The organism is Shewanella sp. SP2S2-4 (assembly GCF_031932025.1).
In the GTDB taxonomy this organism is placed as follows: domain Bacteria; phylum Pseudomonadota; class Gammaproteobacteria; order Enterobacterales; family Shewanellaceae; genus Shewanella; species Shewanella baltica.
This window is the reverse complement of sequence record NZ_JAUOER010000005.1, coordinates 185,068-198,291: the sequence shown is the minus strand read 5'-3', so window position 1 is coordinate 198,291 and position 13,224 is coordinate 185,068. Positions and strand designations below refer to the sequence as shown.

Genomic DNA, 13,224 nt, shown 5'->3' with positions numbered 1-13,224 from the left:
GTAGCCAGCGGTTAATTATCACTTGGTTTGTTAAGTTTTACCAGTGTTAAGAGTTTCCTTTTTATGGTCACTCGTGCTGTAAGTTGTTTTTTAAACATAAAAAAGGCACTCCGAGGAATGCCGTTAAAATGAATTATTTTGTTATTTATTCGTAAACTTTAACGTGTCCATACCCAATTCTCAATTTCTACTGGGTCGACACCATTGGATTTAATATAGTTGCGGTGATCAACTAATCTTTGCAACATGTCAGTGGTGATGGAAACATGCATAGTTTCATCAATGACGCCTTGTTGGAACAGTTTGTAAGCCATATCAATCACTAGGTGATAACGTGATGTGCCGTTACGAACGCCCATATCGAATGGAGTGGTTGTTGAACCTTCTTCTTCATAGCCTTTAATTCTGAAGCGACGGCTGCCTTTGTAATCAAATATTAACTTTTTAATCGTATTTGGGTAACCATGGTAGTTGAATACCACGCCTTTATCTTGGGTAAATATTTCGTCCATTAACCAAGGTTTTTCTTTAAATTTGCGGCTTCCTAAGCCATCACTGCTTAATTCGGTGACGCTAACGAAGCGAATTTTGACTCTTGGAAGCAGTTCTCTGATCAATACTAATGAAGCCATACACTCTTGAGTGACGTAATCACCACAACCTGCAAGTACGATATCTGGATTCTCATCAGAGGCAAAATCCCACACCATCACGCCATCTTTTGCTTGTTTACGCGCTTCTTCCAAGCTCAGCCATTGTGGTAGCTCTTTCTTACCTGCAACAAGAATATTGAGTTTGTCGCGGTCAGCGTAAGCTCTTTCTGTATAAACCAAGGTGCTGTTAGCATCTGCTGGTAAATAAGCAGAGATAATTTTTGGATGCTTCTCTAGCATCGCCCCAAGGAAAGACGGGTTTTGATGCGAGTAGCCATTATGGTCTTGGCGTTCAAGCAGCGAAGATAATACGACGTTACATGCAGGCAGCGGCTTACGGAAATGCACACCTTGGCTTGCATAGACGTATTTACAGTATTGGTCGGCCATCGATGAGATCACTTGTGAGAATGACTCATAGGTTGGGAACATACCGTGGCGGCCTGTGACTGTGTAGCCGTGCAACATACCAAAGAGCAAGTTTTCAGAAAGGAGCTCAATCACTCGTCCTTCGCGGGACATGTCTTCATCCCAGCTCTCAATTGGCCATTGCCATGCACGATCGGTTTCTTCAAATACGGCTTGTAACTGATTTGAATAGGTTTCGTCAGGGCTGAAAATACGTAGATTGCGTTGATCGCGGTTTAACTTGAATGCATCACGCATCCATTCACCCATTTTCAGCATTGAATAACCACGGTGACCACGTGGTACTTCTGGGCCGTAGCTGAGTTTCTCGAGATCAGGGTTCGTTAACGCTCTAACCACTTCACCACCATAGGTGAGATGTTGACGACCACAGGCAAGTTGCTTAGGTGGAATTAATGAGCAAATGTCGGCATCAAAAATCAGCTCGCCTTTATCATTCATTTGGTAAAGTTCTTGGAAGTTGTAACTGGCAAGCCAATTGTCAAGTGCATCCAGATGACCTTTATCTGTGGCACATTTATTGACGATCACTTGGTGTGATTCGCAGTTACCTTCTAATTTCTTACCTTTATACTCACTGACACCCGTCCAACCTTTGGCGGTGCGCATTAAAATCACTGGCCATTTAGGCTTAACCACATCTTCGCCGCTACGGGCACGACGTTGGATATCATTGATCATGGCATAAGCGGTATCCATGGCATTTGTCATTTGCACATAGATATCTTCTTCTAATTCGTTATCAACGATAATAGGGAAGTAGCCAAGACCACGGAATTCAAGATCCAGTTCTTCATGGCTCATGCGTCCCATACGGGTAGGGCCTGAAATTTTATAGCCATTGATATGCACAATCGGTAATACTGCACCACTTGTCGCAGGAGAGACTAGACGGTTTGCGTACCAAGATGCGGCTAATGGCCCAGTTTCTGCTTCACCGTCACCAATTAAGACGGTGGCGATCAGATCTGGATTATCGAGAACAGCGCCCCAGCCTACTGAAAGTGAGTAGCCGAGTTCGCCACCTTCAAGAATTTGTCCTGGAGCTTCTGGGTTTGCATGTGAAGGGTAGCCGTAAGCTGCGGAAAACTTCTTACAAATATCTTCGATACCCGTTTCATTGTAGGGGATTGTTTCAGGATAGAAATGGCTTAACGAACCCTCTATGAATAAGTTAGCTTGTACTGCAGGGAAACCATGACCTGGACCAACTAAATAGATGAACGAGCGATTGTGTTTAACAATCAATCTATTAATGTTGGCGTAAACAAAGTTAATGCCGGGGCAGGTACCCCAGTGGCCAAGTAAACGTGGTTTGATATCAGTATGGGCAAGTGGACGTTTATGTAAGACGTTTTGTTTGAGATAAATCTGCGAGGTCGCAAGAAAGTTAGTCGCTCTGACATATTTTTTCAGTGCATTGATTTCATGTATTTGTGTCATATAAAGCCTCACTAAAACAAACAAGAGATGATTGAAGTTTCTATGTGACTACTATATTTGTAATTTTATTACAAAAATGTGCCCTGCATCCAAATTTTAAAAGTTGTTTTTACTGTTAAAAATAATGTGCTAACCGTGCACTTTTGTTAATTCAGCTTTAACAGTGACTTAGCTTATGTTGTGAGGTGTGATGTTGATGGCGTTTAACTGTGCAAACGCGAGCTTGATCACATGAGCAATTTCGAATACTGTGCTATTTTGCTGCGTTGAATTCGGTAGCCGTGATGTTGTAAATTCACGGAAGGATAATTTGAAAAAATAAATCTACCGAAATTCTTACCTTTAACTTGGAAGGATTCATTCACCACAGATGTTGTACCTCTAATTGCCATTCAATTTGAGGAGCATTTGCTACGGGAAGAAGTAAAATAATATGTTAGAAACCATAGTTAATTTTTTGAATGCGCTACTTTGGGGTAAGTTGTTAGTATACGGGCTAGTAGGAGCTGGTCTTTATTTTACCATTAGACTTGCCTTTATCCAGTTAACCCACTTTAAACATTCCATCAAAGTCATGACCATGAGTCGCCAAGGTTGCGATAGCGGTCTTTCATCATTTCAAGTCTTTTGTACCAGTATGGCGGCCCGTGTCGGTGCCGGTAATATGGCCGGTGTTGCAGTCGCTATTGGTGCTGCAGGTCCTGGTGCGGTATTTTGGATGTGGCTTATCGCTATTTTAGGTATGGCTACCGCTATGGTTGAATCAACCTTAGCGCAGGTTTACAAAGTACGTGATCATAATGGTCAATTCCGCGGAGGTCCTTCTTATTATATGGAAAAAGGCTTGGGTCAGCGCTGGATGGGCATTTTATTTGCTGTCTTTCTGATCATTGCCTTTGGTCTGGTATTCAACGCGGTGCAAGCAAATACGATTACTGGAGCCATGGAGCGAGTTTTTGGGTTTAATCCAACTTATGTCGGGATTGGACTGGTGATTGCCAGTGGATTTGTGATTGTCGGTGGTCTGCGTAAAGTTGCCCGAGTCTCTGAGTTTATTGTTCCTATCATGGCATTAGCCTATATTCTCGTTGCCTTTATCATCGTTATTTTCAACCTTGATCAACTACCTGCGATTATTAGCTTAATTGTGAAAAGTGCTTTTGGTTGGCAAGAGGCTGCTGCTGGTGGTGTCGCTTATACTGTCGCGCAAGCTATGCAAGCGGGTATTGCACGCGGACTCTTTTCGAACGAAGCGGGTATGGGCAGTGCGGCGAATGTCGCGGCCAGTGCGTCGCCTAATCCGAACCATCCAGCATCCCAAGGTTTTGTACAAATGATGGGTGTGTTTGCTGACACTATTGTTATTTGTACTGCAACGGCTGCAATAATCCTACTATCAGGAGATATTGGCTCGAGTGACGATGGCATACGATTAACCATTAATGCTATGTCTACTCATGTTGGTGACTGGGGTGGGGCGTTTATTGCGGTAGCGATTTTCTTATTCTGCTTTACCTCCATCATAGCCAATTACTCTTACGCTGAAACAAACGTGATGTTTTTAATGGGTAACAGTACTAAATTACTGCCTTTGTTCCGTTTGTGTGTATTGGGCATGGTAATGTTTGGTGCCGTGGCGAAGATAAGTCTGGTGTGGAACTTAGCCGACGTTTCCATGGGATTAATGGCGACAGTGAACATTATCGCCCTCTTACTGTTATCAGGTTTGGCTATTCGCGTCATCAACGATTATCGCGAGCAGGTCAAAGCGGGTAAGTCTCCTGAGTTTGATCGCAGTAAGTTCCCTGAATTAATGGATCAACTCGATGATGATATTTGGCAAGATGCCAGCCTTACATCGGTTAAAAAGCCTTAGGTAACCCAGATAGTCGACGACAGAGATTTCTGATTGTCGCAATCGAAAAGACCACGCCGTTAAAGCGTGGTTTTTTTATGTTCGTTCAGTATCATAGGCATGTCTTTTTGTTTCTGTTGGGAGTTTTTGATGTTGATATTGGTTTCGCCGGCGAAGACCTTAGATTTTGAACAGCCGCCACTGACACAGGTGTATTCACAGCCTGATTTCTTAACTCATAGTCAGGAATTGATCCAAGTTTGTCGGCAATTGACCCCTTCAGATATTGAGACTTTAATGAAGGTGAGCGATAAAATTGCGGGTTTAAATGCGGCGCGTTTCGGAGAGTGGCAGCCAGATTTTAATTTAGATAATGCCAAACAGGCTATATTTGCCTTTAGAGGGGATGTGTACACTGGTTTTGATGCTGACACCTTATCTGAGGATGAAATCGCCCAGACTCAGTCGCAGCTGCGTATTCTATCGGGTCTTTATGGGCTACTCAGACCGCTGGATTTAATCATGCCTTACCGCTTAGAGATGGGAACGGCACTTTCGAATCCAAAAGGTAAAAATCTATATGAATTTTGGGGTGATACCCTAACGCAAGCGGTAAATGAAGCGCTTGCGGAAAGTGGTAGCGATATTATTGTCAATCTTGCTTCTAATGAGTATTTCAAAGCGATAAAGCCTAAAAAACTGCAAGGGCAATTAATTTCACCCGTGTTTAAAGATGGTAAAAATGGTCAATATAAAGTGATCAGTTTTTTTGCTAAGCGTGCAAGGGGCATGATGGCGAGATATATCATCACCAATAAAGTGAATACCCTCGCTGAGTTAAAGGCATTTAATCTCGCGGGTTATTATTATAGTGAAGAGCAAAGTTCACCGACACATCCAACATTTTTACGTGCAGAGCAATAGCGAAATATCGAGAAGATGTTAATTGATAGAGAGAACAGCTTATGTTGTTCTCTCTATTATTTTTATCAACTCTCTATTTTTCAGCCTGAGTGGCTAAAGGCGTTAATGTCGCGGTTGAATTTGCCATGATATAAGCAAATTGTGCGTAGGCGGCGACGTTTTGAGCCAATGCGGCGGGGTCAATCTTATCTAAGGTATCATTCGGTGTGTGATGGTAATCGAAGTAATCGTGACCATCTTGCCTTAATGATGCAACAGGTACGCCTAGGGCTGGCAGCATAGACACATCAGGCCCGCCAGAAGCTTGGTTGTTGCCAAGTGCAACACCATTGAATGACATAGGGCTAAGTGCATGCTGTACCTCAGTCCATGCGCTCTCATTGACCTTAGTATCGATTTGATAGATTCGGCCCGCGCCAAAATCAGACTCTGCAGCTATGTAGTGCAGTGGTAATTCCGCTTTATGCGCTTCGGCATAGGCTTTACCGCCCACGAGCCCAATTTCTTCAGCGGCATATAGCACCACTCTGACAGTGCGAGCGGGTTTTACCGGAAGATCTTGAATATGCTTAGCTGCAGCTGTCACAATCGCGACACCCGCCCCATCATCAATTGCACCCGTACCTTCATCCCAAGAATCTAAATGAGCGCCAATCAATACTATTTCATTGGGCTTGCTGCTGCCTGTCACTTCGGCAATGACATTGTAAGACGTATTAAAGCCTGCATTCTTTGGTGACATCTGCAATTCAAGTAGAGCATCAGGATTGCGTTTTAGTAATGCATCGACCAAATCTGCATCGGGGTTTGACATGGCAGCAGCGGGGATCTTTGGCACGCCATCTTGGTAGCGCATAACGCCAGTATGGGCCATGCGGTCATGATCTGTGCCAATAGAGCGGATCACGATCGCAACTGCGCCTTTTTGCGCTGCTGCGACGGCACCTTTTGAGCGGCCGCCAACGCTTTTGCCATAACCTTCACCAGTAATGTGGCGTTCAGTTTTTTGGTCAATAAACGCAATCTTACCTTGCACGTCTTCAGGCTTGGCTTGTTGTAGTGCCTCTAGGCTATCAAAACGTGCGATTTTAGCCTGTAAACCACCTGCTGGTGTCGCAACGCTGCCGCCAAGCGCAGTAATGACCAGCGGCTGCTCGACTGGGAAGGTTATTTTGGCTTTGGCTTCACCGCGCTCCCAAATGGGCACTTGTACTGGTTCTTTATAAACGCGGTCAAATCCAAGGCTTGTCAGTTTCTCCATCGCCCAGTTAACGGCGATGATATCTTTTGGGCTACCAGCAAGTCTTGGGCCCACTTCAACCGTGAGCGATTCGACTATGTCATAGCCTAATTGTGAAGCTAATGCCGTCTGTTGTAATTTTATGGCTTCACTTGTCGTGGCGGTTTCTACTTGAGTTTGGCACGCACTTAAACTCCCAATTAAAAGACTAGAGAGAAGTGCAGTTTGATAGGGCTTCATTAGATTTCCTTTATTTTTATTAAGCATGTCCCATTTTTAAAAACAATCTAGCAAAAAGTGTGCTTTATGTCCCGACTATATCCGTAAGGCAACGCTATATTAGCGCAGGGGTTAGTTTTAGGAGAGAAAGTGCGTAATGAATATTGAATTAATGCAGGAGCGAGCCGATCATGCGGTAGTGCTATTAAAGGCACTCGCGAACGAACGCCGTTTATTTATTCTTTGTTATTTATTGAATGAAGGAGAAATGTGCGTTGGCGAAATGAATAAAAAATTAGGCTTAAGTCAATCGGCACTATCACAACACCTTGCTTGGTTACGCAAAGATAATTTAGTAACCACACGCAAAGAAGCGCAAACGGTATTTTATTCGCTCAAGAGTGATGAAGTACGGGAGATGATCCACTTATTGAATAACATTTATTGTCATTAATAGTGTTTTTCAGATATAAAAAAACCGGCAATTGCCGGTTTTTTTCATTTGCTATTTTATAGATTAAGCAGCGATTGCTTTGATCTTAGCGTTCAAACGTGCCTTTTGACGAGCGGCTTTATTCTTGTGAATAAGACCTTTAGTCGCCATACGGTCAACGATTGGTTGAGCAACAGCAAAAGCTTCTGCTGCTGTTTTGTGATCGCCTGCTTTAATTGCAGCGATTACTTTTTTAACGTATGTACGTAACATTGAGCGACGGCTGGCGTTATGCTGACGACGCTTTTCAGATTGAAGCGCGCGCTTCTTTGCAGACTTGCTATTAGCCAAGGTGCAACTCCTAAAAACTGGATTTGATACTTTTAAAGGCCGAGGAATATGCCTGCATTTAGTCACTTTGTCAATGACTATGATTGAATATTCATCATAAAGATAAATTAATCCAACCTGCCTTGGCTATCTTCGACCCAACTCGTGTAATATGTGGCGCAATTCTAGCAGCTATTACCGCAGTGTGACAGAGCCTGAATCGATTTTTTGAGATGTATCACCTAATCAATTCGATATGGGTCTGGGGGACGTTTGAGTAGAAAATTATTAAAATCTGGTCTGATTGTTAGTGCTATGACATTGATATCCCGTGTGTTAGGTCTTGTTCGGGACGTCGTCGTTGCTAACTTGATGGGGGCCGGGACAAGTGCCGATGTGTTTTTCTTCGCCAATAAAATTCCTAACTTTTTACGTCGTTTGTTTGCAGAAGGGGCATTTGCACAAGCCTTTGTGCCTGTTTTAACTGAGTACCAAGAGAAACACACCGCGGAAGAAACCCGTGACCTGCTGAGTAAGGTCGCAGGCACATTAGGTTTATTGGTGACGATTGTGACGCTTGTGGGCGTGGTAGCTTCGCCCGTGTTATCAGCCTTATTCGGCGGTGGTTGGTTTATCGCTTGGCTCAACAATGAGCCAGATGGCGCTAAATTTGAACTCGCTACCGTAGTGCTTAAGATTACTTTCCCTTACCTGTGGTTTATTACCTTTACCGCACTGGCTGGATCGATTTTAAACACCCGAGGCCGATTTGCGGTTTCGGCGTTTACCCCTGTATTCCTCAATGTGGCGATTATTACCGCGGCCATATTTTATGCGCCAACATCGACTCAACCCGAAATAACCCTTGCTTGGGGCGTTTTTTGTGGTGGATTAATCCAGTTTTTATTTCAAATCCCTTTTTTGCTGCGTGAAAAAGCACTCGTTAAACCTTCTTGGGGCTGGCACCACCCAGGCGTGATGAAAATCAGAACCTTGATGATCCCGGCGCTATTTGGCGTGTCGGTTTCGCAGATTAACCTGTTATTTGATACCTTTATCGCCAGTTTTTTGATGACGGGCTCGATAAGCTGGCTCTACTATGCCGACCGTTTATTGGAGTTTCCCCTAGGATTGTTTGGGATCGCGATTGGTACTGTGATTTTGCCTGCGCTGTCACGAAACCATGTGAATGCTGAAGGTGCGGGCTTTGGCTTGACGATGGATTGGGGAGTTAAAGCGATTTTACTGCTAGGTCTACCAGCCATGATGGGGTTGATCGTGCTCGCCAAGCCTATGCTGATGGTGTTATTTATGCGCGGCGCTTTTTCGATGCATGATGTTGAAATGGCTTCTTATAGTTTGATGGCTTACGGTAGCGGTTTACTCAGTTTTATGTTGATTAAAGTTCTCGCACCAGGTTATTACTCCCGCCAAGATACCAAAACCCCTGTGCGTTATGGCATTATCGCCATGATCACCAACATGGGCTTTAACTTATTGTTTGCTATTCCTTTTGGATATGTTGGATTAGCGATTGCGACTTCAATGTCAGCATTGCTCAACGCCACTTTACTTTATCGAGGATTGCATTTAGCCGGCGTTTATCGCGTTTCTAGGCCGACTATGGTGTTTTTTGCTAAAGCCGTGGTCTCTACCGCCTTGATGGTGGTAGTCTTGTATTACTTTTTACCTTCGCAACAAATTTGGTTAGATTGGCATTTGTTCGAGCGTGCAAAAGCCTTGATAGGCTTGATTTTAGCGGGGGCAGTAAGTTACTTGTTGGGACTGCTTTTGCTCGGAATTCGTCCTTGGTCAATTAAACGGGGAGTTTGATTGCTGATTCTCATCGCTAGCTGTTATATAATCAGCCGATTTGCGCTTGGCAGTTGTCTAAAGTTATGGAATTAATCCGCGGTATACATAACATTTTGTCATCCCACCACGGGTGTGTATTGACTATAGGTAATTTTGACGGCGTCCATCGTGGTCATGCACAAGTGATTGCGAACTTAGTGCAGAAGGCAAAGCAGTTATCGCTGCCATCTACGTTGATGACGTTTGAACCTCAGCCGCAGGAATTATTTAGCGGCGACAATGCGCCAGCTCGTTTAAGTTTATTACGTGATAAAGTCATGTTGCTCGATGAACTTGGGGTTGAACGGTTAGTGTGTGTTAACTTTAATCGCACTTTTGCCAATCAACCTGCTGAGCATTTTATTGAAGAATTGTTGGTCCGCAAACTCGGTGTTAAATACCTAGTGGTCGGCGATGATTTTTGTTTTGGTCAGGGCCGTAAAGGCAATTTTGAGATGCTTGTGCAGGCAGGTGTTCAATATGGCTTTACTGTGGTAAGTACCCAAAGTTTTATGCTGGGCTCGCAAAGAGTGAGCTCAACCGCCGTGCGTGAACAATTGGCTAAGGGTAATCTTGAGCAAGCAAGACGCTTGCTCGGTCATCCTTTTACCTTGAGTGGTCGTGTCGCGCATGGGCAAAAAATTGGCCGCACCATTGGTTTTCCCACAGCCAATATCGCCTTAAAGCGCAATGTTGTGCCGGTACGCGGTGTGTTTGCGGTCAAATGTTATTGGGATAATAGCGATATTTATGAGGGCGTAGCCAATATTGGGTTCCGTCCGACAGTGAACGGTCAAGTGTGTCAGCTTGAGGTGCATCTTTTTGATTTTGAAGGTGACATTTACGGCAAACATGTTGAGGTCGAGTTGGTGGCTAAACTCCGTGATGAGCAACCTTTTGACTCATTGGATGCGCTTAAGCAACAGATTTTAAATGATGCAAATGAAGCCAGAGCTTTATTTGGTAATGATGCAGGCTGAAATTTATCAGTTTAATTAACGGTATAGGATCAATGAGCGACTATAAATTTACTTTGAATTTGCCGGAAACAGAGTTTCCGATGCGTGGTAATTTGGCAAATCGCGAGCCAGAGATGTTAGAGCGCTGGACAAAAGACGGTTTGTATCAGCAGATCCGTGATAGCCGAATTGGCCGTACTCCCTTCATTTTGCATGACGGCCCACCGTATGCGAATGGCAGTATTCATATTGGTCACTCCGTTAATAAAATCCTCAAGGACATTATTATTAAGTCAAAAACCCTATCTGGTTTTGACGCACCGTATGTGCCAGGTTGGGATTGCCACGGTTTACCTATCGAGCTGAAAGTTGAGCAAAAAGTGGGTAAACCAGGTCAAAAAATCTCTGCGGCAGAATTCCGCGAAGAATGCCGTAAATATGCCGCCGAGCAAGTTAATGGTCAACGTGAAGACTTTATCCGTTTAGGCGTATTGGGCGACTGGCAAAATCCGTACCTGACGATGGATTTTTCAACCGAAGCTAATATCGTGCGTTCTTTATCGAAAGTGATTGAGAGCGGTCACTTGCATAAAGGCGTTAAGCCAGTGCATTGGTGTACTGATTGCGGTTCTGCCTTAGCTGAAGCTGAAGTGGAATACGAAGACAAAACATCACCTGCTATTGATGTGGCGTTTGTTGCTGCCGATAGCAAAGCCGTTGCGGCTAAGTTTGGGGTAAGCGATTACTCACATCCTGTTTCTATGGTGATTTGGACTACCACACCATGGACTCTGCCTGCGAACCGTGCCTTGTCTTTAAGCCCTGAGTTAGATTACAGCTTAGTTGAATTCGAAAAAGACGGTGTTACGCAAGCGCTTATTTTAGCTGAAGTATTAGTCGAGTCTTGCCTGACTCGCTATAACGTAGAAAGCCATACCGTGCTTGGCTCTGCCAAAGGCGCAGCGTTTGATCTTGTCCGCTTTAATCACCCATTCTTAGATTTTGATGTTCCGGCAATTTTAGGCGATCACGTTACGACGGATGCGGGTACTGGTATCGTTCACACTGCCCCAGGTCACGGTCAAGACGACTTTGTGGTTGGTCAAAAATACGGTTTAGAAGTGGCAAACCCTGTTGGCGACAACGGTGTATACAAGCCTGATACTGAGTATTTTGCTGGACAACATGTCTTTAAAGCCAACGATAACGTGGTTGCTTTACTGAGAGAAAAGAGCGCCTTGCTGAATCACGTGGCTTACCGTCATAGCTATCCACATTGCTGGCGCCACAAAACACCGATCATCTTCCGTGCGACGCCGCAGTGGTTTATCTCTATGGATAACCATGGCCTGCGTACGCAAGCATTGAAAGAAATCGAACAGACCCAATGGATCCCTGATTGGGGCCAAAGTCGAATTGAAAAAATGGTTGAAAACCGCCCTGATTGGTGTATTTCACGCCAACGTACTTGGGGTGTGCCTATCACGCTGTTTGTGAATCGTGAAACTGAAGAGTTGCACCCTGATAGCGTGTCGCTAATGGAACGTGTAGCCAGCCGTATTGAACAACAAGGCATTCAAGCTTGGTGGGATCTCGATGCCGCCGAATTGTTGGGTGACGAAGCAGAGCAATACCGCAAAGTAACCGATACCTTAGACGTTTGGTTTGACTCAGGTTCAACCTTCTCGTCAGTAGTAGCGGCTCGTCCTGAATTCCACGGACACGGCGTTGACTTATATCTTGAAGGTAGCGACCAACATCGCGGCTGGTTTATGTCATCTTTGATGATTTCAACCGCAATGAATGGCAAAGCTCCGTATAAGCAAGTGCTGACTCACGGTTTTACCGTCGATGGTAAAGGCCGTAAGATGTCAAAATCTATCGGTAATGTGATTGCGCCACAAACGGTTACTAACAAATTAGGCGCCGACATTCTGCGTTTATGGGTTGCGGCAACAGATTACAGCGGTGAGATGACGGTTTCTGACGAAATCTTAAATCGTAGCGCCGATGCCTATCGTCGTATTCGTAACACTGCCCGTTTCCTATTAGCCAACTTAAACGGTTTCGATCCTGCTAAGGATTTAGTGGCCGTTGAAGATATGGTCGCGTTAGATCGTTGGGTTGTGCGCCGCGCTGCTGCATTGCAACAGGAAATTATTGAAGCCTATGAGCAATATAACTTCCATATTGTGACTCAAAAACTGATGCAGTTCTGCTCGGTTGAGTTAGGTAGTTTCTATTTGGATATCATTAAAGATCGCCAATACACGGCTAAGCAAGAAGGTCATGCGCGTCGCAGCTGTCAATCGGCGCTGTATTTGATTTCTGAGGCCATGGTACGTTGGATTGCGCCAATTCTAAGCTTCACTGCCGACGAAGTGTGGCAACTATTGCCTGGCGAGCGTGATGCCTATGTCTTTACTCAAGAATGGTATCAAGGCTTGAAATCAGTCACCTTAGCGACGGATCTGAGCGACGACTATTGGCAGCAACTACTGACTGTGCGTAACGAAGTCAATAAAGTGATTGAACAAGCTCGCCGTGATAAACGTATTGGTGGGTCATTAGAAGCGGAAGTGACCTTGTTTGCTGATGCAGCGTTGACTGAACAATTAACCCATATCGGCGATGAGCTAAGATTTGTGTTATTGACCTCTGAAGCCAAAGTCTTGCCTTTAGCGGATGCGACATCGGAAGCGGTTGAAACTGAGCTGGCGTCACTGAAATTACTGGTTGCTTCAAGCACTGCTGAGAAGTGTGAGCGTTGTTGGCATCACAGAGAAGAGGTCGGCACGATTGAGGCCCACCCAACACTCTGTACTCGCTGCGTAACAAACATTGAAGGTGACGGCGAAGTTCGTCTGTTTGCGTAAAGGATCTGT

The 13,224-nt window shown here is 44.6% G+C and carries 9 protein-coding genes; 6 read left to right on the top strand and 3 right to left on the bottom strand.

Features of this window, described 5'->3' with window-relative positions:
• Nucleotides 1-158: 158 nt before the first annotated feature.
• Nucleotides 159-2,525, bottom strand: a complete 2,367-nt coding sequence (locus Q4Q54_RS06505; RefSeq protein WP_311900390.1) for a phosphoketolase family protein — start codon at nucleotides 2,523-2,525, stop codon at nucleotides 159-161.
• A 433-nt stretch (nucleotides 2,526-2,958) separates the two neighbouring features.
• Here Q4Q54_RS06505 and Q4Q54_RS06500 point away from each other — a divergent pair, with 433 nt between their 5' ends.
• Together Q4Q54_RS06500 and yaaA are read left to right on the top strand one after the other, a co-directional pair.
• On the top strand, nucleotides 2,959-4,401 hold the full coding sequence (locus tag Q4Q54_RS06500; RefSeq protein ID WP_220592252.1) for a sodium:alanine symporter family protein: 1,443 nt from the start codon (nucleotides 2,959-2,961) through the stop codon (nucleotides 4,399-4,401).
• 129 nt (nucleotides 4,402-4,530) lie between these two features.
• A complete protein-coding gene (gene yaaA, locus Q4Q54_RS06495; protein WP_311900389.1) occupies nucleotides 4,531-5,304 on the top strand; it encodes a peroxide stress protein YaaA in 774 nt (257 codons plus the stop codon).
• Between the two features lie 73 nt (nucleotides 5,305-5,377).
• Here yaaA and Q4Q54_RS06490 read toward each other — a convergent pair whose 3' ends face one another.
• Complete coding sequence (locus Q4Q54_RS06490; RefSeq protein ID WP_311900388.1) at nucleotides 5,378-6,784, bottom strand: M28 family metallopeptidase; 1,407 nt, start codon at nucleotides 6,782-6,784, stop codon at nucleotides 5,378-5,380.
• 136 nt (nucleotides 6,785-6,920) lie between these two features.
• Between Q4Q54_RS06490 and Q4Q54_RS06485 the strand changes: the two genes are divergently transcribed.
• Nucleotides 6,921-7,217 carry an ArsR/SmtB family transcription factor gene (locus Q4Q54_RS06485; protein ID WP_006084975.1) on the top strand — a complete coding sequence of 99 codons (297 nt, stop codon included), beginning with the start codon at nucleotides 6,921-6,923 and terminating at the stop codon, nucleotides 7,215-7,217.
• A gap of 63 nt (nucleotides 7,218-7,280) precedes the next feature.
• Here Q4Q54_RS06485 and rpsT read toward each other — a convergent pair whose 3' ends face one another.
• Nucleotides 7,281-7,547 (bottom strand): 30S ribosomal protein S20, encoded by a 267-nt coding sequence (rpsT, locus tag Q4Q54_RS06480; RefSeq protein ID WP_006080633.1) that lies wholly within the window; start codon nucleotides 7,545-7,547, stop codon nucleotides 7,281-7,283.
• 252 nt (nucleotides 7,548-7,799) lie between these two features.
• Here rpsT and murJ point away from each other — a divergent pair, with 252 nt between their 5' ends.
• The 3 genes from murJ to ileS all read left to right on the top strand — a co-directional run bounded on the left by murJ (nucleotide 7,800) and on the right by ileS (nucleotide 13,215).
• The gene (gene murJ / locus Q4Q54_RS06475; protein ID WP_311988007.1) at nucleotides 7,800-9,359 is read left to right on the top strand and encodes a murein biosynthesis integral membrane protein MurJ; all 1,560 of its coding nucleotides are present in this window, start codon (nucleotides 7,800-7,802) and stop codon (nucleotides 9,357-9,359) included.
• Nucleotides 9,360-9,424: 65 nt separating this feature from the next.
• Nucleotides 9,425-10,360 (top strand): bifunctional riboflavin kinase/FAD synthetase, encoded by a 936-nt coding sequence (gene ribF / locus Q4Q54_RS06470; protein WP_311988006.1) that lies wholly within the window; start codon nucleotides 9,425-9,427, stop codon nucleotides 10,358-10,360.
• 32 nt (nucleotides 10,361-10,392) lie between these two features.
• Entirely contained in the window at nucleotides 10,393-13,215 is a 2,823-nt protein-coding gene (gene ileS / locus Q4Q54_RS06465) for an isoleucine--tRNA ligase (RefSeq protein ID WP_311988005.1), read from the top strand.
• Nucleotides 13,216-13,224 lie beyond the last annotated feature (9 nt).